The organism is Type-F symbiont of Plautia stali (assembly GCF_059731105.1).
The window spans coordinates 1,128,715-1,150,618 of the sequence record NZ_AP035909.1 but is presented as its reverse complement, the minus strand read 5'-3'; the positions used below and the strand labels follow the sequence as shown (position 1 = coordinate 1,150,618).

21 protein-coding genes are annotated in these 21,904 nt (G+C 56.5%); 1 reads left to right on the top strand and 20 read right to left on the bottom strand.

All coding sequences use genetic code 11. The features are described from left to right. Positions 1-56 precede the first annotated feature (56 nt). The 16 genes from tolA to sdhC form a co-directional block, all read right to left on the bottom strand. Positions 57-1,397, bottom strand: coding sequence for a cell envelope integrity protein TolA (gene tolA, locus AC6I7A_RS05365; protein ID WP_009091391.1), 1,341 nt, complete (start codon positions 1,395-1,397; stop codon positions 57-59). Positions 1,398-1,424: 27 nt separating this feature from the next. After that, the gene (tolR, locus tag AC6I7A_RS05360) at positions 1,425-1,853 is read right to left on the bottom strand and encodes a colicin uptake protein TolR (protein ID WP_009091394.1); all 429 of its coding nucleotides are present in this window, start codon (positions 1,851-1,853) and stop codon (positions 1,425-1,427) included. A 13-nt stretch (positions 1,854-1,866) separates the two neighbouring features. Next, the gene (tolQ, locus tag AC6I7A_RS05355; protein ID WP_009091396.1) at positions 1,867-2,553 is read right to left on the bottom strand and encodes a Tol-Pal system protein TolQ; all 687 of its coding nucleotides are present in this window, start codon (positions 2,551-2,553) and stop codon (positions 1,867-1,869) included. Beyond that, positions 2,550-2,954: a tol-pal system-associated acyl-CoA thioesterase gene (gene ybgC, locus AC6I7A_RS05350; protein ID WP_009091398.1), complete on the bottom strand. Its 405-nt coding sequence runs from the start codon at positions 2,952-2,954 to the stop codon at positions 2,550-2,552. The genes tolQ and ybgC overlap by 4 nt, the downstream gene beginning before the upstream one ends. 177 nt (positions 2,955-3,131) lie before the next feature. Further along, a complete protein-coding gene (ybgE, locus tag AC6I7A_RS05345) occupies positions 3,132-3,425 on the bottom strand; it encodes a cyd operon protein YbgE (RefSeq protein ID WP_058956299.1) in 294 nt (97 codons plus the stop codon). After that, positions 3,425-3,529, bottom strand: a complete 105-nt coding sequence (cydX, locus tag AC6I7A_RS05340) for a cytochrome bd-I oxidase subunit CydX (protein WP_009091402.1) — start codon at positions 3,527-3,529, stop codon at positions 3,425-3,427. Before cydX ends, ybgE begins: the two co-directional genes overlap by 1 nt. A gap of 15 nt (positions 3,530-3,544) precedes the next feature. Then, complete coding sequence (gene cydB, locus AC6I7A_RS05335) at positions 3,545-4,684, bottom strand: cytochrome d ubiquinol oxidase subunit II (RefSeq protein WP_058956300.1); 1,140 nt, start codon at positions 4,682-4,684, stop codon at positions 3,545-3,547. Between the two features lie 11 nt (positions 4,685-4,695). After that, positions 4,696-6,267: a cytochrome ubiquinol oxidase subunit I gene (gene cydA, locus AC6I7A_RS05330; RefSeq protein ID WP_058956301.1), complete on the bottom strand. Its 1,572-nt coding sequence runs from the start codon at positions 6,265-6,267 to the stop codon at positions 4,696-4,698. 570 nt (positions 6,268-6,837) lie between these two features. After that, positions 6,838-7,713, bottom strand: coding sequence for a succinate--CoA ligase subunit alpha (gene sucD / locus AC6I7A_RS05325; protein WP_009091407.1), 876 nt, complete (start codon positions 7,711-7,713; stop codon positions 6,838-6,840). After that, positions 7,713-8,879, bottom strand: coding sequence for an ADP-forming succinate--CoA ligase subunit beta (gene sucC / locus AC6I7A_RS05320; RefSeq protein WP_009091408.1), 1,167 nt, complete (start codon positions 8,877-8,879; stop codon positions 7,713-7,715). Before sucC ends, sucD begins: the two co-directional genes overlap by 1 nt. Before the next feature lie 70 nt (positions 8,880-8,949). Then, positions 8,950-10,173 (bottom strand): 2-oxoglutarate dehydrogenase complex dihydrolipoyllysine-residue succinyltransferase, encoded by a 1,224-nt coding sequence (gene odhB, locus AC6I7A_RS05315; protein ID WP_009091410.1) that lies wholly within the window; start codon positions 10,171-10,173, stop codon positions 8,950-8,952. Positions 10,174-10,188: 15 nt separating this feature from the next. Next, entirely contained in the window at positions 10,189-12,996 is a 2,808-nt protein-coding gene (sucA, locus tag AC6I7A_RS05310; RefSeq protein WP_009091412.1) for a 2-oxoglutarate dehydrogenase E1 component, read from the bottom strand. A gap of 200 nt (positions 12,997-13,196) precedes the next feature. Further along, positions 13,197-13,913, bottom strand: a complete 717-nt coding sequence (locus AC6I7A_RS05305; RefSeq protein WP_009091413.1) for a succinate dehydrogenase iron-sulfur subunit — start codon at positions 13,911-13,913, stop codon at positions 13,197-13,199. Between the two features lie 14 nt (positions 13,914-13,927). After that, a complete protein-coding gene (gene sdhA, locus AC6I7A_RS05300) occupies positions 13,928-15,694 on the bottom strand; it encodes a succinate dehydrogenase flavoprotein subunit (protein ID WP_009091415.1) in 1,767 nt (588 codons plus the stop codon). Further along, positions 15,695-16,042 (bottom strand): succinate dehydrogenase membrane anchor subunit, encoded by a 348-nt coding sequence (sdhD, locus tag AC6I7A_RS05295; RefSeq protein WP_058956302.1) that lies wholly within the window; start codon positions 16,040-16,042, stop codon positions 15,695-15,697. Continuing rightward, positions 16,036-16,425, bottom strand: coding sequence for a succinate dehydrogenase cytochrome b556 subunit (gene sdhC / locus AC6I7A_RS05290; RefSeq protein ID WP_009091418.1), 390 nt, complete (start codon positions 16,423-16,425; stop codon positions 16,036-16,038). Before sdhC ends, sdhD begins: the two co-directional genes overlap by 7 nt. A gap of 633 nt (positions 16,426-17,058) precedes the next feature. Here sdhC and AC6I7A_RS05285 point away from each other — a divergent pair. After that, positions 17,059-18,342: a citrate synthase gene (locus AC6I7A_RS05285; protein ID WP_009091420.1), complete on the top strand. Its 1,284-nt coding sequence runs from the start codon at positions 17,059-17,061 to the stop codon at positions 18,340-18,342. A gap of 362 nt (positions 18,343-18,704) precedes the next feature. On the opposite strand, the gene nei is transcribed toward AC6I7A_RS05285, so the two are convergent. From nei to AC6I7A_RS05265, 4 genes are read right to left on the bottom strand one after another with little or no spacing between them, the layout of a single operon-like run. Continuing rightward, positions 18,705-19,493, bottom strand: coding sequence for an endonuclease VIII (gene nei / locus AC6I7A_RS05280; RefSeq protein WP_058956303.1), 789 nt, complete (start codon positions 19,491-19,493; stop codon positions 18,705-18,707). 11 nt (positions 19,494-19,504) lie between these two features. Further along, positions 19,505-20,152 (bottom strand): pyroglutamyl-peptidase I, encoded by a 648-nt coding sequence (gene pcp / locus AC6I7A_RS05275; protein ID WP_009091423.1) that lies wholly within the window; start codon positions 20,150-20,152, stop codon positions 19,505-19,507. Positions 20,153-20,158: 6 nt separating this feature from the next. Beyond that, on the bottom strand, positions 20,159-21,178 hold the full coding sequence (locus tag AC6I7A_RS05270; protein WP_140924572.1) for a DUF979 domain-containing protein: 1,020 nt from the start codon (positions 21,176-21,178) through the stop codon (positions 20,159-20,161). Then, the gene (locus tag AC6I7A_RS05265) at positions 21,175-21,903 is read right to left on the bottom strand and encodes a DUF969 domain-containing protein (protein WP_058956305.1); all 729 of its coding nucleotides are present in this window, start codon (positions 21,901-21,903) and stop codon (positions 21,175-21,177) included. The genes AC6I7A_RS05270 and AC6I7A_RS05265 overlap by 4 nt, the downstream gene beginning before the upstream one ends. Position 21,904 lies beyond the last annotated feature (1 nt).

The window sequence follows — 21,904 nt, the reverse complement described above, 5'->3', positions numbered from 1 at the left end:
AGTAGAACTTAAGTACGGCAAGCTAAACATAGATCAACTTGCCGCCCGTTACTGCATTATTGCGGTTTAAAACGCATAGGGGCGTTCTTAAACACTTCGTAGACCGCCTGGGAAGGCGGCTTCGGAATACGTGCCTGTCGGGCGGCGGTAATCGCGGCCTGACAGAGCGCGGGGTCCCCACCTTCTGACTTAACATCAATCAACAGGCCATCCGGCGCAAGTTTAATCCGCAAATCACAGGTTTTTCCGCGATACAGATCGGCATCATAGAAGCGGCTTTGAATCGCACTGACCACCTGCCCCATGTAGGAGTTGATTTCCGCGCCTGACGCACCCGCTTTCTTCTGGTTTCCCTGCCCTGCTGCGCCGCCGCCAGCGGCCCCGCTTTTCGGTGCATTTTTACCGGAAGCCAGTCCACCCAGCAGATCGTCGACATCGCTGTCGTTGGCCGCATCGGCGGCGGCTTTCGCTTTCGCGTCGGCTTTGGCCTTCGCGGCGGCATCGGCTTTCGCTTTGGCAGCCGCGTCCGCTTTGGCTTTCGCTGCCGCATCGGCTTTCGCTTTGGCCGCGGCTTCAGCTTTCTCTTTCGCCGCTTCTTTCGCCGCCTCTTTCGCGGCTTCCGCTTTGGCTTTTGCGGCTTCCGCCGCTTTCTCTTTCGCTGCCTCTGCGGCTTTTTCTTTGGCTTCTGCGGCTTTCTCTTTCGCCTCTTCAGCCGCTTTCGCTTTGGCCTCGGCGGCCGCTTTCACTTTAGCTTCCGCTGCCGCTTTGGCCTCCGCGTCAGACTTTGCCTTCGCTTCGGCGACGGCTTTCTCTTTTGCTGCCGCCGCCGCAGCGGCTTTCGCCTGCTGATCAGCCTGCTTCTTTGCTTCGGCAGCAGCCTGTTTCGCCTGCTCAGCCGCGGCTTTCGCCTGGGCATCCGCCTGCGCTTTAGCTTCAGCCTTCGCTTTTGCGGCTGCCGCTTCAGCGGTTTTCTGTTGCTCAGCCGCCTGTTTAGCGGCCTGTTCGGCCGCTTTCTGCTGCTCAGCCTGCTGTTTAGCCTCTTCTTTTGCCGCTTCCTGCGCAGCTAAGCGCTCTTTTTCCAGCGCTTTCAGACGCTGCTGTTCGGCGGCCTGCTTCTCCTGCAGCTCTTCAGCCTGCTGCTGCGCCTGCTTTTTACGCTGCTGCTCAGCACGCTGGCTGTCGCTCTGCTGGTTCTGCTGACGGTTATACTGGCTGACGACGGCGCCGGGATCGACCATCACCGCATCGATATCACTGCCGCCGCCACCCGCACTGCTGGGGTCAACATGCTCATTAAACGAGCTCCATACCAGCAGCGCGATCAGCACGATATGCAGAATCACCGAAATGATTATCGCGCGCTTTAACTTCTCGTTTTGCTCGGTTGCCTTCGACACACTCGGTTCCCAAAAAACGGTTCGATTTTAAATCGGCTGCGTCATCAAACCGACAGATTTAACACCCGCCTGGTGCAGCAGGTTGAGCGCTTTAATAATTTCATCGTAAGGCACCTCTTTCGCGCCCCCGATCAAAAAGACCGTCTTAGGATTCGCTTCCAGTCGACGCTGCGCTTCGCTGATCACCTGCTCGGGCGGAAGCTGATCCATGCGATCGTGATCCACCACCAGGCTGTACTGACCCACGCCCGCCACCTCAACAATCACCGGCGGATTGTCGTCGCTGGAAACGGTTTTAGAGTCGGTCGCATCCGGCAGATCCACTTCCACGCTCTGGGTAATAATGGGTGCGGTTGCCATGAAGATCAGCAACAGCACCAGCAGGACGTCCAGCAGCGGAACGATATTGATTTCCGACTTCAGGTCGCGGTGTTTGCGACCACGTACTCTGGCCATCATTAACCTCTGTTTACTTAGCGTTATCGCTGGAGAAAGCCTGGCGATGCAGGATGGCCGTGAACTCTTCCATAAAGTTGTCGTAGCCCTGCTCCAGTTTGTTGACGCGCTGGTTCAGGCGGTTGTACGCCATCACCGCCGGAATCGCGGCAAACAGACCGATCGCGGTCGCAATCAGTGCTTCAGCAATACCTGGCGCCACCATCTGCAGCGTCGCCTGCTTCACCGCGCCCAGCGCGATAAAGGCGTGCATGATCCCCCAGACGGTGCCGAACAGCCCGATGTAGGGGCTGATTGAACCGACGGTGCCGAGGAAAGGAATGTGGTTTTCCAGCGTTTCCAGCTCGCGGTTCAGCGAGATGCGCATCGCACGGCTGGCGCCATCAATGACCGCTTCCGGCGCATGATTATTGGCGCGATGCAGACGGGCAAACTCTTTAAAGCCGGCGTAGAAAATCTGCTCAGAACCAGCCAGTTCGTCCCGACGCTCCTGACTCTCCTGATAGAGACGCGAAAGTTCGATACCCGACCAGAACTTGTCTTCAAACGCCTCCGCTTCTCTTCCGGCCGCATTCAGAATACGTGTGCGCTGAATAATGATGGCCCAGGAGGCAATAGAAAAGCCGATCAAAATCAACATGATAAGTTTGACCAGAAGGCTCGCCTTCAGGAACAAATCAAGAATGTTCATGTCAGTCACTGCTTGAACTCCGCGACAATAGACTTGGGAAGCGCAATCGGCTTCATCAGATGTGGGTTAATGCAGGCAATCAGGACTTCTGCCTCATTGAGCACTTTGCCTTCAGTATTCACGATACGCTGCGTGAACGTCATCGTGGCCCGTGTCATTGATGTCACTTCACTCTGGATCTCCAGAAGGTCATCAAGACGCGCCGCCGACAGGTAGTCCACCGTCATACGTCGTACCACAAAAGCGACCTGCTGCTCTAACAGCGTCTGCTGATTGAAATGGTGCTGTCGCAACATCTCGGTACGTGCTCGTTCATAAAAAGCGATATAGCTGGCGTGATAAACCACACCACCGGCATCAGTGTCTTCGTAGTAGACCCGAACCGGCCAGCGAAACAGCGTTGTACTCACTCTACATCCCGGCCTCGTTTTAAACGATGCTACTATACGCAAGAGAATTGGGGTTGGGAATGGGTCGCCAGAGCCAGGCGAAAATAATTATCGCTCCGTAACAAACGGAACGATTTCAGGGAGATTTATTGACCGTACGCTGACAAATATTCACTGACAGCGCCGGTAAGGCGGGGGCTAAACGTAAAAACGGTAAAGGGCAATCATTAACACCAGCACGGCGGGTAACGGCGTAAACAGCACCTGCCATCGGGTTTTTCGTGGCCGGAAACCCACACCGTGGATCACCCCGCAGCAGATCGCCCAGATCAGCACCAGCGCCTGCAGCGCAGGTAACTCCCCTGCCTGATTGGCAAAGCGCGCAGGATCCCACATAACCCCGCCCGCCGTCAGCAGTGCCAGCAGCAGAGAGAGGGCCCGTAACGGGCCCTTATCCATCAGATCATACAGCATCCGAATCCGCGTTCGCATCAGTGAGACTCATCCTGCGCTTCAATGTGCTCAATCGCCAGCGCGGTGATGATACCAAAGGCACAGGCCAGCAGAGTGCCGAGAATCCAGGCAAAATACCACATGCGACATCTCCTTAATCAGTAGAGTGAGTGACTGTTGCTTTCAATATGCTCTTTGGTGATACGACCAAACATCTTCCAGTAGCACCAGGTGGTGTAGGCGAGAATGATCGGCACAAAGATAACGGCGGCAATGGTCATGGTTTGCAGGGTCAGCAGGCTGGACGTGGCGTCCCACATCGTCAGGCTGGTGCCCGGCACGGTGCTGGACGGCATGATGAACGGGAACATCGCAATACCCGCCGTCATGATGACGCAGGCCAGCGTCAGCGAGGAGAACAGGAACGCCCAGGCCCCCTTCTCCACCCGTGAGCAGAAGATGGTCAGCAGCGGCAGAAGCACACCCAGCAGCGGGAACAGCCACAGCACAGGATGCTGCTGGAAATTCACAAGCCAGGCTCCCGCTTCGCGCACCACGGTTTTACCCAGCGGGTTGGAGGCGGCAAAGTGATCCAGAGGGCTGGTCACTACATAGCCATCAATGCCATATTTCACCCAGACACCTGCCAGGATGAAGCAGACCATCATCACCAGCGCGGCAAGCTGTGCGGCGGTGCGTGAACGCAGATGCAGTTCACCGGTGGTGCGCATCTGCAGATAGGTCGCACCCTGCGCCAGAATCATCGCCACACTGATCACTCCCGCCAGCAGACCAAATGGATTCAGCAGCTGGAAGAAGTTACCGGTGTAGAACAGACGCAGATACTCGTCGGCATGGAACGGCACGCCCTGTAACAGGTTGCCAAACGCCACGCCAATCACCAGCGGCGGGACAAAACTGCCAATGAAAATGCCCCAGTCCCAGGCACCGCGCCAGCGGTTGTCTTCAATCTTTGAGCGGTAGTCGAAACCGACCGGACGGAAGAAGAGCGACGCAAGCACGAGGATCATTGCCACATAGAAGCCCGAAAAGGCGGCCGCGTAGACCATCGGCCAGGCGGCAAACAGCGCCCCTCCGGCGGTGATCAGCCAGACCTGGTTGCCGTCCCAGTGCGGGGCGATGGTGTTAATCATGATGCGACGTTCGGTATCGGAGCGTCCCAGAATGCGTGTCAGCATACCGACGCCCATATCGAAACCATCGGCGACGGCAAAGCCGATCAGCAGCACGCCAATCAACAGCCACCAGACAAAGCGCAGAACTTCGTAATCAAACATGGTCGCTCTCCTTATCCCTGTACCGGCTGAGGGGTTGCCGTGATCTGCTCGTGGTGATAACGCCCGGTTTTCAGACTGCTCGGCCCGAGGCGGGCGAATTTGAACATCAGGTACATTTCAGCCACCAGGAACAGGGTGTAGAGGCCACAGATCAGAATCATCGAGAACAGCAGATCGCCTGTGGTCAGGGAGGAGTTAGCCACCGCCGTCGGCAGAATTTCACCGATGGCCCAGGGCTGACGGCCATACTCTGCGACAAACCAGCCTGATTCCACCGCAATCCACGGCAGCGGAATCCCCAGCAGTGCCGCTTTCAGCAACCCGCGGTTCTTACCGATGCGATTGCGTATCACGCTCCAGAAGGAAAGCGTGATGATGGCCAGCAGCAGCACGCCGCACAGCACCATGATGCGAAACGCGAAGTAAAGTGGTGCCACACGCGGGATGGAATCCTGCGTCGCCTGCCTGATCTGCGCGTCCGTCGCATCCGCCACGTTGTCGGTATAGCGTTTCAGCAGCAGACCGTAGCCGAGATCCTGTTTGTGACTGTTAAAGGCGTCACGTACTGCCGGATCCTGGCTGCCGCTGCGCAGCTCATTCAGCAGGGTGTAGGCCTTCATGCCGTTGCGGATGCGCACCTCATGCTGTGCCATCAGATCTTTCAGGCCGGTGACGGGCGTATCGGTGGATCGGGTGGCGATCAGGCCCAGCAGCCAGGGGATCTGAATCGCATAGCGGTTCTCCTGAGTCGCCTGATCCGGCAGACCAAACAGCGTAAATGAAGCCGGTGCCGGCTGGGTCTCCCACTCGGCTTCAATCGCGGCGAGTTTGGTTTTCTGCACGTCACCCATTTCATAGCCGGACTCATCGCCCAGCAGGATCACTGACAGCACCGCAGCCATACCAAAGCTGGCGGCAATGGCGAACGAGCGTTTTGCAAAGGCGAGATCACGCCCTTTCAGCATGTACCACGCGCTGATGCCGAGAATAAACATCGCACCGGTGGTATAACCCGCCGCCACGGTGTGCACGAATTTGACCTGCGCGACCGGGTTCAGCACCAGCTGCGAGAAGCTGACCATCTCCATACGCATGGTTTCGAAGTTAAATTCAGAGGCGATCGGGTTCTGCATCCAGCCGTTGGCGACCAGAATCCAGAGCGCCGACATGTTCGATCCCAGCGCCACCAGCCAGGTGACCGCCATGTGTTGCACTTTGCCCAGCCGATCCCAGCCAAAGAAGAACAGGCCGACAAAGGTCGATTCCAGGAAGAACGCCATCAGACCTTCAATGGCGAGCGGCGCACCGAAGATATCGCCGACGTAGTGAGAGTAATAGGACCAGTTAGTGCCGAACTGAAATTCCATCGTCAGTCCGGTGGCCACACCCAGCGCAAAGTTAATGCCAAATAACTTGCCCCAGAACTTCGTCATATCTTTATAAATCTGTTTGCCGCTCAGCACATAGACCGTTTCCATAATCGCCAGCAGAAACGCCATACCCAGCGTTAAAGGGACGAACAGAAAATGGTACATCGCCGTTAAGGCAAACTGTAATCGCGACAGCTCGACGATATCTAACATAAGGACTCCTTGCTCCTCGCTTTCTCTCAATTGCGCGCGCGAATCGCGAACGTAATCGGGGTCAGGAACGACTGTTTATTGATTCCAGTTTTTTTATTACCCGCAGACCCGGCCTGTAAGCTGCCGGGACAGGTCAGTCACGCATGCAGCAGCTCTGAATTGTCAATCCGCGCTTTCATTAACGCGTGCTATAACAGGAGAAAAGCGGGTGTCATCCCGGGTTGAGCAGACGTTTGAAAATGTGTGTAAAAGGCTGGATTGATGCAGCGCAATTTACGCCCTTAGCGTTGCGCTTTGCCAGAGAAATAGTTGGATATAAGTCGCGATTAATTGATCTGGAATAACGCAATAAGTTTCCAGATAAGGTCAGGTAGGATTCTTGTTAATAAGATGTCATTACTTAAATCAGGAGTGAGAAAATAGATCACGTTTGCCATTATTCATTAACCTGGCAGGCGCCCGGACGCCATTATCATGCAGCCTGTTTCCCTTTCCGCTGACGGCCCTCTCCCCCGGGTTAATCGCAAAAAAAAGCCACCCGAAGGTGGCTGAGTCTCAGATGACGCTGGCTTATTTAGCCGGTAATACTGCTTTCACGGCGTCACCGATGTCCGCCAGACTGCGAACGGTCTTCACGCCTGCCGCTTCCAGCGCCGCAAACTTCTCATCAGCGGTGCCTTTACCACCGGCAATGATGGCGCCCGCATGGCCCATACGTTTGCCTTTAGGCGCCGTCACACCCGCGATGTAACCCACGACAGGCTTGGTCACGTGCTCTTTGATGAAGGCTGCCGCTTCTTCTTCTGCGCTGCCGCCGATCTCACCGATCATCACGATCGCTTCCGTCTGCGGGTCATCCTGGAACAGTTTCAGGATGTCGATGAAGTTAGATCCCGGGATCGGGTCGCCGCCGATACCCACACAGGTCGACTGGCCGTAACCGATATCGGTGGTCTGCTTAACCGCTTCATAGGTCAGCGTACCGGAACGTGAGACGATACCCACGCGGCCCGGCTGGTGAATGTGGCCCGGCATGATGCCGATTTTGCATTCGCCTGGGGTGATAACACCCGGGCAGTTTGGACCGATCATCCGCACGCCGGCTTCATCCAGCTTCACCTTCACGGTCAGCATATCCAGCGTCGGGATACCTTCGGTGATGGTGATGATCAGTTTGATGCCCGCTTCAATCGCTTCCAGGATGCCATCTTTGCAGAACGGTGCCGGAACGTAGATCACGGTTGCCGTTGCGCCAGTCGCTTCTACCGCTTCGCGCACGGTGTTGAACACCGGCAGGCCGAGGTGAGTCGTGCCGCCTTTGCCTGGCGTGACGCCGCCAACCAGTTGGGTACCGTAGGCCAGCGCCTGTTCAGAATGGAAAGTCCCCTGGCCACCGGTGAAACCCTGGCAAATGACTTTGGTGTTTTTGTCGATCAGAATGGACATTATTTACCCTCCGCGGCAGCAACAACACGCTGTGCGGCGTCTGTCAGGCTGGTTGCTGCAATGATGTTCAGACCGCTGTCCGCCAGTTTCTGGGCGCCCAGCTCGGCGTTGTTACCTTCCAGACGTACCACCACTGGCACATTCACACCCACTTCAGCAACTGCGCCGATGATGCCGTCGGCAATCAGGTCACAGCGTACGATACCGCCGAAGATGTTAACGAAGACGGCTTTCACCGCATCGTCAGAGAGGATGATTTTGAAGGCTTCGGTTACGCGCTCTTTGGTTGCGCCGCCGCCGACATCAAGGAAGTTTGCTGGCTGGCCGCCGTGGTGCTTAACGATGTCCATGGTGCCCATCGCCAGACCTGCGCCGTTAACCATACAGCCGATGTTGCCTTCCAGCGCAACATAGTTCAGTTCCCACTGTGTCGCGTGCGCTTCACGGGGATCTTCCTGGCTTGGATCGCGCATTTCGCGCAGCTCTGGCTGGCGGAACAGGGCATTGCCATCGGCACCCAGTTTGCCATCCAGGCAGATCAGGTCGCCCTGCTTGGTGATCACCAGCGGGTTGATCTCAACCATCGCCAGATCGCGCTCCAGGAACAGTGTCGCCAGACCCATAAAGATCTTGGTGAACTGGCCGACCAGCTTACCGGTCAGACCGAGTTTGAATGCCAGCTCGCGGCCCTGGTACGGCTGCGGACCGGTCAGCGGATCCAGCGCCATTTTGTGGATCAGATGCGGAGTCTCTTCCGCTACTTTTTCGATTTCCACGCCGCCTTCGGTTGAGGCCATGAAAATCACACGACGGGTAGCACGATCCACCACCGCACCCAGGTAGAGTTCCTGGTCGATGTCGGTCGCAGCTTCAACCAGAATCTGGTTAACCGGCTGGCCGTTCGCATCTGTCTGATAGGTCACCAGGCGTTTGCCCAGCCAGTTTTCAGCAAAAGCACGGATATCTTCTTTGCTGTTAACCACTTTCACACCGCCCGCTTTACCGCGGCCACCGGCATGAACCTGACATTTAACTACCCACGGGCCTGCGCCAATTTTAGAGGCTGCTTCTTCCGCTTCACGTGGTGTAGTACAGGCGTAACCCGTTGGTGCCGGCATGCCATACCGTGCAAACAGCTGTTTCGCCTGGTATTCGTGTAAGTTCATGATGTTCTATCCATTCAGGTCTGAAAAGAGTAATGAGGTTGGGCGCACGCGAAGGTGCGCCCGGTGAAAATCAGACATCCAGCAGCAGACGTGCTGGATCTTCCAGCATCTCTTTCACTGCAACCAGATAACCCACAGATTCACGGCCATCGATCAGGCGATGGTCGTAGGAGAGCGCCAGATACATCATTGGCAGCACCACAACCTGACCATTGACCGCCATCGGGCGATCTTTGATAGCGTGCATGCCCAGAATGGCGCTCTGCGGTGGGTTGATGATCGGCGTAGACATGAGTGAACCAAAGACGCCGCCGTTGGTGATGGTAAAGTTACCGCCGGTCAGATCCTCAACCGTCAGCTTACCGTCACGGCCTTTCACGGCCAGCTCTTTAATTTTCTTCTCGATGTCCGCCATGCTCAGCGCATCGACGTCACGCAGCACTGGCGTCACCAGACCGCGCGGCGTGGAGACCGCAATGCTGACGTCGAAGTAGTTGTGGTAAACCACATCTTCGCCATCGATAGAGGCGTTCACTTCCGGATAGCGTTTCAGCGCTTCAACCACCGCTTTCAGGTAGAAGGACATGAAGCCCAGACGCACACCGTGACGCTTCTCAAAAGCTTCACCATACTGCTTGCGCAGATCCATGATGGGCTTCATGTTGATTTCGTTGAAGGTGGTCAGCATCGCGGTGCTGTTTTTCGCTTCCAGCAGACGCTCAGCAACACGCTTACGCAGACGGGTCATCGGCACGCGTTTTTCGCTGCGATTCGCGATCGGCTGCGGCGCGGCAGCGGCTTCAGCGGCCGGTGCGGCAGCTTTGGTATCCTGCGGCTTGCTGGCAAGATGTTTTTCAACATCTTCACGGGTCAGACGTCCGCCCACACCGCTGCCTTTGATCTGCGAGGCATCCAGGTTGTGCTCAGCAATCAGACGGCGGATAGCCGGGCTGAGCGCATCGTTGCTCTCTTCTTCCAGCGACGCGGTCTGACGCTGAGCCGGAGTCGACTCTTTGCTTTCAGACTTCGCGCTGGTCTCTTTACCGGCGCTGTTGCCCTCTTTCAGGCGGCCCAGGATCTGGCGTGAAGTGACGGTGGCGCCCTCTTCTTCCAGCACGGCTTCCAGGATACCGTCAGCCGCCGCAGGCACTTCCAGCACCACTTTGTCGGTTTCGATTTCAACCAGCACTTCATCGCGAGTGACGGCATCGCCTGGTTTTTTGTGCCAGGTTGCCACTGAGGCATCGGCAACCGATTCAGGCAGGTCGGGAACGAGAATATCTACGCTACTCATTATCTTTCCTTTTAATTAATTAACGTTCAGCGCGTCATTAACCAGGTCTTGCTGCTGTTGTTGGTGTACGGACATGTAACCCACGGCCGGTGAGGCGGATGCCGGGCGGCCTGCATAACGTAAGGTCGCGCCAAACGGCACAACTTCACGGAAGTGATGCTGGCTGCAATACCAGGCGCCCTGATTCAGCGGCTCTTCCTGACACCAGACAAAATCCTGCACGTGAGAATACGCTTTTAATGCTTCCTGTACCGCCTGATGCGGGAAAGGATAGAGCTGCTCGATGCGCACGATGGCCACATCGGTCTGCTCGTTTTTACGACGCTGCTCCAGCAGGTCGTAATAGACTTTACCGGAACAGAGCACGACGCGTTTCACGCCCTGCGGATCGAGATCGTCAATTTCACCAATCGCTGGCTGGAAACTGCCGTTTGCCAGTTCATCCAGCGTCGAGATCGCCAGCGGATGACGCAGCAGTGATTTCGGTGACATCACAATCAGCGGACGACGCATACCGCGCAGCGCCTGACGACGCAGCATGTGGTAAACCTGCGCCGGGGTTGAAGGCACGCAGACCTGCATGTTCTGCTCAGCGCAGAGTTGCAGATAACGCTCCAGACGCGCAGAGGAGTGCTCCGGCCCCTGACCTTCATAGCCGTGCGGCAGCAGCATCACCAGACCACACATGCGGCCCCATTTCTGCTCACCGGAGCTGATGAACTGATCGATAACCACCTGTGCGCCGTTGGCGAAGTCACCAAACTGCGCTTCCCAGATAGTCAGGATGCGCGGTTCAGCCGTTGCGTAGCCATATTCAAAGGCCAGCACCGCCTCTTCGGACAGCACGGAGTCCCAGACTTTAAACTGGCCCTGACCACTGTGCACATGGTGCAGCGGGGTGTAGGTAGAGCCGTTCGCCTGGTTATGAATAACAGCGTGACGGTGGAAGAAGGTGCCGCGACCGGTATCTTCGCCCGAGAGGCGCACCGGAATGCCTTCATCGACCAGTGTGGCGTAGGCCAGGTTCTCTGCCCCGCCCCAGTCGAAGGCTTTTTCACCTTCGGCCATCAGGCGACGGTCGTTGTAGATCTTGGCGACACGCGACTGAACTTCCACCTCTTCAGGCACCTGGCTGATACGCAGCGCCAGCTCCTTCAGACGTTTCAGCTCAACCTGCGCCGGATAAGGCTCATCCCACTCATGGTTCAGGTAAGGTGACCAGGTAAAGGAGTGCAGGCTCATCGGACGCCATTCCGGCACCACACACTCGCCCGCATCCAGCGCGTCACGGTAAAGATTGACCATCTCGGTCGCATCTTCCTGCGTGGCAACGGCTTCACCTTCCAGACGGTCGGCGTAGATTTTGCGTGGCGTCGGGTGTTTTTTGATTTTCTGGTACATCAGCGGCTGGGTCGCGCTTGGCTCATCCGCCTCGTTGTGACCATGACGGCGATAGCAGACCAGATCGATAAACACATCACGCTTAAAGGTGTTGCGGTAGTCGAGTGCCAGACGGGTAACAAAGGCCACCGCTTCCGGGTCGTCAGCGTTGACGTGGAAGATCGGCGCCAGCACCATTTTGCCGATGTCGGTGCAGTATGGCGTAGAGCGCGCATCTTTCGGGTTAGAGGTGGTAAAGCCCACCTGGTTGTTGATCACGATGCGAACCGTGCCACCCACTTCATAACCGCGCGCCTGAGACATGTTCAGGGTTTCCTGAACCACGCCCTGACCAATGACGGCCGCATCACCGTGAATGGTGATCGGTAAGACTTTATTGCTGGCTGGCTCATCAAGGCGATCGAGACGGGCACGAACCGAGCCCATCACCACCGGGCTGACGATCTCCAGATGCGACGGGTTAAACGCCAGCGCCAGATGCACCAGGCCGCCTTCCGTTTCCACGTCAGAGGAGAAGCCCATGTGGTACTTCACGTCACCGGTGCCCAGATGCTCTTTGTGTTTACCGGCGAACTCGTCGAACAGATCCTGCGGCTTTTTACCCAGCACGTTGATCAGCACGTTGAGACGGCCGCGGTGCGCCATACCCAGCACCACTTCACGGGTTCCGCTCTTACCGGCATGACGGATCATTTCGCGCAGCATCGGAATCAGCGCGTCGCCACCTTCCAGCGAGAAGCGTTTCGCACCCGGGAATTTCGCTCCCAGATATTTCTCCAGCCCTTCTGCGGCGGTCAGCTCTTTCAGGAAACCTTTTTTCTCTTCGTTGCTGAACGCTGCACGGCCCGCCACGGACTCAAGACGCTGCTGGATCCAGCGTTTCTCATCGGTGTTGTTGATGTGCATATATTCCGCACCAATCGAGCCGCAGTAAGTCTGGGTCAGCGCCTCGAAGAGATCGGCCAGCTTCATGGTCTCTTTGCCGATGGCAAAAGAGCCGACGTTAAAGCTTTCCTGAAAATCGGCCTCGGTCAGATCGTGAAAAGCGGGATCAAGATCGGCCACCCGGTCCTGTTTCCACAGGCCAAGCGGATCGAGGTTGGCGTGCTGATGACCGCGAAAACGGAACGCGTTAATCAGCTGCAACACTTTCACTTGCTTGGAGTTGGTTTCCGGATCGGAGAGAGATGAGGTGTAACGAGATGCGTCTTTCGCCAGGCGACGGAAGTACTCACGTGTGGTGGAGTGAAACTGCTCAGGTTTCATTCCGGTGCCCGGTAACTGCTGGAACATCGAGCGCCACACTGCATCGACAGAGTCAGGATCGGTCAGGAAATCCTCATAGAGCTGCTCTATGTAAGACTGATTCGCGCCGGCCAGCCAGGAAGAGTCCAGCCAGGGTTTCATCGCGCTGTTCTGCATTGTGATCCCTTAAGCATTGCTATGCTTTTTTGAGGTTTCATTTGTTGCCGCTTTCGCGGTTTGCCGTAGTGAGTTCAGCGATACGAGCACTCTGCGCAGCGCGCGTGGCCCGTAAGGGAACCTTTGTAAACGTGGTCATCACCGCGCTTACAGAGGCTTCCGTAAAACACCGGGAACCTGAGGTTCCCGGCAAGTACACATCATGCACCGCGCTGCAGCAGCATCGACTTGATATGGCCGATGGCGCGCGTCGGGTTGAGCCCTTTCGGGCATACGCTCACACAGTTCATAATGCTGTGACAGCGGAATACGCTGAAAGCATCATTCAGATTGTCGAGGCGCGACTCGGTTTCAGTGTCGCGGCTGTCAATCAGGAAGCGGTATGCGGCCAGCAGACCGGCTGGACCAATAAACTTCTCCGGATTCCACCAGAATGACGGGCAGGAGGTTGAGCAGCAGGCACAGAGAATACATTCGTACAGGCCATCCAGATGTTCACGCTCATCCGGTGACTGCAGATGTTCACGTGCAGGCGGATTTTCCCCATTATTCAACAGGAAAGGCTTAATTTTCTCATATTGTGCATAAAACTGGCTCATGTCTACTACCAGGTCACGCACGACCGGTAAGCCCGGCAGCGGACGGATAACAATTTTCTGTTTTCCGTTGCCCAGTGCCGATACCGGCGTGATGCAGGCCAGACCGTTTTTACCGTTCATGTTGAGGCCGTCAGAGCCGCAGACACCTTCACGGCAGGAGCGACGGAAGGCCAGGGTCGGATCTTTCTCTTTCAGGCGGATCAGCGCATCCAGCAGCATCATGTCACGACCATCTTCCGATTCCAGCGTGTAATCCTGCATACGCGGTTTGTCGTCGACGTCTGGATTGTAGCGATAAATTGAAAACTCGAGTCTCATCGTCGTCTCCGGAATTAGTAGGTGCGCACTTTCGGCGGGAAGGCCGCGCGCAGTTTCGGCTGCATGTTCACCTCACGGCGCGTCATGCTTTCGGTTTCCGGGACATAAAGACTGTGGCACAGCCAGTTTTCATCATCACGATCCGGGAAGTCGAAGCGACTGTGCGCACCGCGGCTCTCGGTGCGGTAGTTAGCCGCGACCGCCGTGGCAAAGGCCGTCTCCATCAGGTTATCCAGCTCCAGGCACTCAATACGCTGGGTGTTGAAATCGGGTGAGCGGTCATCCAGACGCGCTGACTTCAGGCGCTGGCGAATCTCTTTCAGCTCTTCCAGACCCTGTGCCATCGCATCACCTTCACGGAAGACCGAGAAGTTGTTCTGCATGCAGCGTTGCAGCGCTTTGCGAATCTCAACCGGGTCTTCACCGGTGGTGTTGTTTTCCCAGCGGTTGAAACGCTCCATCGCCACGGCGATTTCATCTTCGGTCGCATCCCGCAGGTCGCCCTGCTCCTGGATGCTCTCCAGCAGATGCAGACCCGCCGCGCGGCCAAAGACCACCAGGTCCAGCAGGGAGTTACCACCCAGACGGTTGGCTCCGTGCACCGAAACACAGGCGATTTCGCCGACGGCGAACAGGCCAGGAATCACCACATCTTCGCCCTGCTCGTTCACGCGCAGCGCCTGACCGGTTACTTTGGTCGGAATGCCGCCCATCATGTAGTGGCAGGTCGGGATAACCGGAATAGGCTCTTTGATCGGATCGGCGTGAGCAAAGGTGCGCGACAGCTCCAGGATACCCGGCAGACGCGATTCCAGTACCTCTTTACCCAGATGATCGAGTTTCAGTTTGATGTGCGGGCCCCACGGACCGTCACAGCCGCGACCTTCACGGATTTCAATCATCATCGAACGCGCAACCACGTCGCGGCCCGCCAGGTCTTTGGCGTTTGGCGCATAACGCTCCATGAAGCGTTCGCCATGTTTGTTCAGCAGGTAGCCACCTTCACCACGGCAGCCTTCCGTAACCAGCACACCTGCACCCGCGATGCCGGTTGGGTGGAACTGCCACATCTCCATATCCTGCACCGGCACGCCTGCGCGCAGCGCCATACCGACACCGTCACCGGTGTTGATGTGGGCGTTGGTGGTGGACTGGTAGATACGGCCTGCACCGCCGGTCGCCAGAATGGTCGCCTTCGCTTTGAAGTAGACGGTTTCACCGGTTTCGATGCAGATAGCGGTACAACCCACTACCGCGCCATCGGCGTTTTTCACCAGATCCAGCGCGTACCACTCCGAGAAGATGGTGGTTTTGTTTTTCAGGTTCTGCTGATAGAGCGTATGCAGCAGGGCGTGACCGGTACGGTCAGCGGCCGCCGCCGTACGTGCCGCCTGCTCGCCGCCGAAGTTTTTCGACTGACCACCAAACGGACGCTGATAAACACGGCCATCTTCCAGACGGGAGAATGGCAGGCCCATATGCTCCAGCTCCAGAATCGCTTCCGGGCCGGTTTTGCACATATATTCAATCGCGTCCTGGTCACCGATATAGTCGGAACCTTTGACGGTGTCGTACATATGCCATTCCCAGTTATCTTCGTGGGTATTACCCAGCGCAACGGTAATACCGCCCTGCGCAGATACCGTGTGGGAACGGGTCGGGAAAACTTTGGATAACAGGGCACAGCTCTGGCCGCCCTGGGAGATTTGCAGTGCGGCGCGCATTCCTGCACCACCTGCGCCGATCACCACGGCATCAAATTCTCTGATTGGCAAACTCATTTACACACCCCACACCACAACAAAGCCATAAATCGCATACCACAACAGCGCCACGACAATCATAAACTGCAGCAACAAACGGGTTGGCAGCGATTTAACGTAGTCTGTTAACACCTGCCACATCCCGATCCAGCCGTGGATCAGAATGGAGAAGAGCGTCAGCAGCGTAAACACTTTGGTGAAGGCGGAGGCGAAGAAGCCACGCCACAGGTCATACGTCAGCGTGTCTGTCATCACCACGAAACCGAGGATGTAGACGATGTAGAGCGTAATGAGAATTGCAGTTGCGCGCAGCAGCAGCCAGTCCTGGATGCCGTTGCGACCCAATGCGGATGCATTGCTTACCATACGAGGACTCCCGCCAGAATTGCCAGCACGACAGTGATCACAAAAGTTATATGTGCTGAGCGCTTACCGACCTGCAGCGTTTCAGCCAGATAACCAAAATCCATCAACATATGACGAATCCCGCTCACCGCGTGATAGGCCAGCGCCGTTAAGATGCCCCACATGATGAACTTCGCGAAGAAGCCATCCATAATGGACGCAGCGTGCTGGAAACCTTCAGGAGAGGAGAGAGAGAGACCGAGTAGCCACAGCAGGATGCCAATGGCAACCAGGGTGATTACGCCGGAGACGCGGTGAAGAATGGATGATATTGCAGTAACGGGAAACCGGATCGTCGAGAGATCCAAGTTGACAGGTCTTTGTTTTTTCACGGTTTTGCCCACACAGCTCTTTTTTATTTTGCTTCCTCCGGACCTGAGGCGGAGTCTAATCACAACGCGTGGCAGACTTTAACCGTCACCAAACAAGCAACATCCAGTGTTAATTGACGCGGTAGTAAACGCTGGGTGGCTCCTGGTGTCAGGGTGTTCCGGAGACCTGCCTGGAGTATAGGAGGATCACATTCTGATTACAATTCCCCTACAAACTCTTTGGTATATTTTAGGTAGAACAGTGATCATACTCACGATTTTCACAATTGATACAATTTTAATTATCTGATTTGACAATAGTTCAACAATTCAGTTACAAACTAAGCCTGTAAATTCCTATGATGCACAAAAGTTATGGGGATACACTTTCCCCTAAGCGCAAGTTATGTAACATTGCGATAATGAGCATTAAAAAGCATCAGGTTATTGGTTACCAAGAAGTTATGTCCTGACCGGATCTTTAACAACCGCGATATGCAGCATGTCCATGGCTCACAGGTTCCCGCTGGGAACGCGCCGCTCACTCTGTACCCTGCACCGGCCTGATCGCCGCAGAGTGATACTGTGTTGTTTTGCCAACCGCAACATGAACGCGTTTCAGGTGTCTAAAGATCCTTACCTACATAAGGCGCTATGGAGACGAAAATGACAGATAAAAAAGTAACGCTAACCCTGCAAGATGGAACATCTATTGAACTGGACGTGCTGAAAGGCTCGCTGGGCCAGGATGTGGTTGATGTCCGCTCTCTGGGTGCAAGTGGCCTGTTCACCTTCGATCCCGGTTTCACTTCTACAGCGTCCTGCGAATCGCAAATCACCTTTATTGATGGTGACGAAGGTATCCTGCTGCACCGTGGTTTCCCTATTTCTGAGCTGGCGACCCACTCTAACTATCTGGAAGTGTGCTACATCCTGCTGAATGGCGAAGCGCCGGATCAGAAGCAGTTTGATGAGTTCCGCACCACCGTTACCCGTCATACGATGATTCATGAGCAGATTACCCGTCTGTTCCACGGCTTCCGTCGTGACTCGCATCCGATGGCGGTGATGTGCGGTGTGACCGGTGCACTGGCGGCGTTTTACCACGATTCGCTGGATGTAAACATTGAGCGCCACCGCGAAATCGCGGCATTCCGTCTGCTCTCCAAGATGCCGACCATGGCAGCGATGTGTTACAAATATTCCATCGGCCAGCCATTTGTTTATCCGCGCAACGACCTCTCCTATGCCGGTAACTTCCTGCACATGATGTTCGCTACGCCATGCGAAGAGTACAAAGTTAACCCGGTGCTAGAACGCGCCATGGACCGTATTCTGATTCTGCATGCTGACCATGAGCAGAACGCCTCTACCTCAACAGTACGTACCGCCGGTTCAAGTGGTGCGAACCCGTTTGCCTGTATCGCCGCCGGGATCGCCTCCCTGTGGGGACCGGCGCACGGCGGTGCAAACGAAGCGACGCTGCGTATGCTGGAAGAGATCAGCAGCGTTGAGCACATTCCTGAGTTCGTTAAACGTGCCAAGGATAAGAATGACTCCTTCCGCTTGATGGGCTTTGGTCATCGCGTTTACAAAAACTACGATCCACGCGCGACCGTGATGCGTGATACCTGCCATGAAGTCCTGAATGAGCTGGGTATGAAAGATGACCTTCTGGAAGTGGCGATGGAGCTGGAACACATCGCGCTGAACGACCCGTACTTCATCGAGCGTAAGCTCTATCCGAACGTCGACTTCTACTCCGGTATTATTCTGAAAGCGATGGGGATTCCTTCCTCCATGTTTACGGTGATCTTCGCGATGGCCCGGACCGTTGGCTGGATTGCACACTGGAAAGAGATGCACGACGAAGGCATGAAGATTGCCCGTCCGCGTCAGCTATACACCGGTTACACTGAGCGTGAATTCAGCTCTAAGCTGGAGAAGTAAGTTCGTGATGGCGGGGAGCGATCCCCGCCTGGCGACGTGATTCTGATCTGGCGCGGCGAGCGGTTATGCCGTGCCTGCATAGCAAACCTTTCCTCTGCGAAGCCCTTCTTTCCCTCTGTAATTCCCTTCACATGCCTGATGAAATGAGGTCTGCACAGTCACTGCTGCTGCGGGACCGAGCCTGCTCAGGGAACAGGGTCAGATCGGAAAGTCGCTCAGGCCATCCATGGCCGCTCGGCCCGCGCCTTCCCTGGCGCGGGACGCTTTCCTCTTCTACCCCTGTTCCCTGCGCTTTTGACCTGTTTGCCGCGGCCGGACTCAACCTGCTTTTGCTTATGATGGCGCCGCAGGAATCCCTCTCTCTACCTCTGACAGCCCGGACACCAGTAAAAAGGCCGCGATGAGAGCGTGCCCTTCTCAATGGTTGTGCCACATCGCCGGCACGTCTTGCCCTGGCGGTGAAACACCTCAAACTGAAAGGCCGCTTCCTCATGATATTTCTTCATGGTTCCGCGCATCCGGTAGGCGTGACGCGGTACCGACAGCAGTGCTTCGCTGAAAGCAGTCAGCTGATCGTCGCTCAGCTCCTGAGCCTTATGGTGAGGCAGCAGCTGTGCCAGCCAGAGAATTTCAGCGCGCAGGTAGTTGCCCAGCCCGGCCAGAAACGCCTGATCCAGCAGCAGACCGCTGAACTGGCGTCGCCGGAAGCGGGGTGAGAGCAGCCTTTCCCTGACCTCATCCACCGTCACACCGCTACTCAGCACATCCGGCCCGATACGATTCAGGAACGGGTGGGCCGCCAGCGTATCCGCGTTGAGCAGTTCAATGTCGGAGGCGCTGTAGAGCAGAATCGCTTTATCCGCCGTCGCCAGCCGCACCCGCAGCTGACGTGTGGTGTTAAGTTCGGTGTCAGGTTTGACGATGCGCCAGACGCCGTAGAGCTGGTTGTGGCTATAGAGCGTCAGGCCATTGCTGAAGTGCGTCAGCAACGCCTTTCCGCGCGTCTCAATCGCCTGCACCTGCTCGCCAATCAGGGCCGGTTCGTAGGTTTTCAGCTGAGGAAATGCAAACCACGCCTCTGTCAGCGGCTGCCCCACAATCGCGACTTCAAGTTTATCCGCCACACGGCGGATTTCCGGTCCTTCAGGCATCCTTCATCCTCTTAATGGGTGGCTCCGCCCACCTGTTTTATGTCGTCGCCGGTTTCCAGCGTCACCTGCACTGCAATTTCCAGCGCCCTGATAATCGTTGCGACCGCCATGCTCGGCACACCGGGATGCTGCGCCGCCTGCTCGGGCAGATAAGGGATATGGATAAAACCACCCCGCGCCGGGCGCTCCTGCTGCGCCAGCCAGTGCAGCAGGCCATACATCACCCGGTTGCAGGTAAAGGTGCCGGCGGTTTGTGAAACCGAGGCGGGAATGCCCGCTTCGCGCACGGCCGCAACGATCGCTTTGATTGGCAGACGGGAAAAGTAGGCTGCCGGGCCGCCCGCGACCACGGGCTCATCCACCGGCTGATGACCGGCATTGTCCGGGATACGGGCGTCATCCACATTAATGCCGATACGTTCAACGCTGATATCGCTACGGCCCCCCGCCTGCCCCACGGACAGAATGAGATCCGGTTTAACCTCATCCAGTGCCTGATAGAGCACCGTCAGCACATCGCGGAAGACGACAGGTAACTGGCGGATAACGATGGTGGCGTCACCGATCTGTTTGCCCTCCAGTGCGCGGACCGCTTCCCATGACGGGTTAATCGTTTCACCGCCAAAAGGTTCAAAGGCGGTCATCAGAACAGTTTTCATGCGGCCTCACAGAAACATCAGGAAATAGAGCAGGAAAATGTTAACAATTAACAGTAGCACACCGGTTGGAATCTGAGCCCTGATCACCGCGTTACGGTCCGGCAGTTCCAGCAGCGCGGCCGGGACGATATTGAAGTTGGCCGCCATCGGCGTCATCAGGGTGCCGCAGTAGCCGGAGAACATGCCAATCGCGGCCATCACCGCCGGATTACCGCCGTGCTGCAGCACTAAGATCGGGATGCCGACACCTGCGGTAATAATCGGAAACGCGGCAAAAGCGTTACCCATGATCATGGTCAACAGCGCCATTCCGACGGCATAAACGGTGACCGCGACAAAGCGGTTGTCTACCGCCAGCCAGGTCTCAGTCAGATGCGAAATCGCACCGCCCACGCCCGCGCTGGTAAAGAGCAGTCCCAGGGTGGCGAGAATTTGCGGCAGAATAAAGGCCCAGCCAACCGAATCCAGCAGACGGCGGGTCTCCTGCATCGACTGCACCGGTGTTTCATGAGTCAGTTTTAACGCCACCAGCCAGCCGATCAGACAGCCCACCATCATGGAGAAAAGCGTCACCAGCGTGGCGTGGTTGCCGGGTCCGAAAACCGCATCCTGCAGACCGGGAATATGGTTAAACGCCAGCACACCGATCACAGTCACGACCGGGATCGCCAGCGCGGGCAGAAACAGTTTATTGCCCAGACGCCCTGCGCTGGCCTGCTTCTCTTCATCACTGCGCTGATGATAACGACCCAGCCGGACACCCCCGAAACCGGCGATCAACGCCATCACCACCACAATGACACCGATGGTGATGTGCAGCATTCGGGTGCCCGCAGCATCCGAGCCCATCAGGCTGCTCATCATCTGCGTCGTCCAGTCCCCCACCAGAAATACCAGGCCATACAACGCCCAGAAGAGTCCGGTGGTAAAACGGCGCGGATTTGCGCTGTCGCGCCAGGAGAGGATCGCAACCACCAGCAGGATAATGCCCGCCAGCCACATCAGATATTGTTGCTGGAACATTATTCACCTCCCCGGGCTTTCAGCGCCTGGTTGTTCAGCTGCTGCAGTTCCCGCGCCAGCTGACGATCCAGACGCATCAGACGGGTCGAGTGGATCAGAAAGGCGGCAAGCGCGGTCGGAATGCCCCATAACGCAATGTGCAGCGGTTCGGTCTGAATCCCGGCCGACTCCTGCATAAAGTTATGCATAAAGATAATCGCGCCAAATGCCACGAAGATATCCTCACCAAAGAAGAGGCCGACATTATCGGTGGCCGCAGACATGGCGCGCAGCCGGTAGCGCAGTTCAGGTGTGATCTCACCATAGCGGTTTTCCGTTGCCCCCTCTGCCATCGGGGCCAGCAACGGACGTACCATCTGCGGATGGCCACCCAGGCTGGTTAATCCCAGCGCGGCGGTGATTTCACGAACAAACAGATAGACGATCAGCAGACGTCCGGCGGTGGCCGTTTTTATCTGTGCGATCCATGCCTGTGCCCGCTCCTTCAGCCCGTGACGCTCCAGCAGGCCGATGACCGCCAGCGGCAGCAGCAGAATCAGCGGCAGGTTACGGGTGTTCAGAAAACCGGCGCCGAGCTTTTCCAGAATGTCCGCCAGCGGCATCATCGCCGCCAGACCGGTGACGAATCCGGCGACGATCACGACCAGCACCGGATTGAAACGTAACACGAAGCCGATAACGATGGCGGCAATGCCCAGTAACGGCCAGAGATTGACTGCACTTTCCATG

Bases quoted from the DNA above. Each gene is read 5' to 3' on its own strand.
- cydA (WP_058956301.1), bottom strand. From the start codon at position 6,267: ATGTTAGATATCGTCGAGCTGTCGCGATTACAGTTTGCCTTAACGGCG.
- AC6I7A_RS05285 (WP_009091420.1), top strand. From the start codon at position 17,059: ATGACAGATAAAAAAGTAACGCTAACCCTGCAAGATGGAACATCTATT.
- sdhD (WP_058956302.1), bottom strand. From the start codon at position 16,042: ATGGTAAGCAATGCATCCGCATTGGGTCGCAACGGCATCCAGGACTGG.
- AC6I7A_RS05305 (WP_009091413.1), bottom strand. From the start codon at position 13,913: ATGAGACTCGAGTTTTCAATTTATCGCTACAATCCAGACGTCGACGAC.
- sucA (WP_009091412.1), bottom strand. From the start codon at position 12,996: ATGCAGAACAGCGCGATGAAACCCTGGCTGGACTCTTCCTGGCTGGCC.
- cydB (WP_058956300.1), bottom strand. From the start codon at position 4,684: ATGTTTGATTACGAAGTTCTGCGCTTTGTCTGGTGGCTGTTGATTGGC.
- tolR (WP_009091394.1), bottom strand. From the start codon at position 1,853: ATGGCCAGAGTACGTGGTCGCAAACACCGCGACCTGAAGTCGGAAATC.
- sdhA (WP_009091415.1), bottom strand. From the start codon at position 15,694: ATGAGTTTGCCAATCAGAGAATTTGATGCCGTGGTGATCGGCGCAGGT.
- ybgE (WP_058956299.1), bottom strand. From the start codon at position 3,425: ATGCGAACGCGGATTCGGATGCTGTATGATCTGATGGATAAGGGCCCG.
- AC6I7A_RS05265 (WP_058956305.1), bottom strand. From the start codon at position 21,903: ATGGAAAGTGCAGTCAATCTCTGGCCGTTACTGGGCATTGCCGCCATC.
- cydX (WP_009091402.1), bottom strand. From the start codon at position 3,529: ATGTGGTATTTTGCCTGGATTCTCGGCACTCTGCTGGCCTGTGCCTTT.
- odhB (WP_009091410.1), bottom strand. From the start codon at position 10,173: ATGAGTAGCGTAGATATTCTCGTTCCCGACCTGCCTGAATCGGTTGCC.
- sucC (WP_009091408.1), bottom strand. From the start codon at position 8,879: ATGAACTTACACGAATACCAGGCGAAACAGCTGTTTGCACGGTATGGC.
- sucD (WP_009091407.1), bottom strand. From the start codon at position 7,713: ATGTCCATTCTGATCGACAAAAACACCAAAGTCATTTGCCAGGGTTTC.
- nei (WP_058956303.1), bottom strand. From the start codon at position 19,493: ATGCCTGAAGGACCGGAAATCCGCCGTGTGGCGGATAAACTTGAAGTC.
- pcp (WP_009091423.1), bottom strand. From the start codon at position 20,152: ATGAAAACTGTTCTGATGACCGCCTTTGAACCTTTTGGCGGTGAAACG.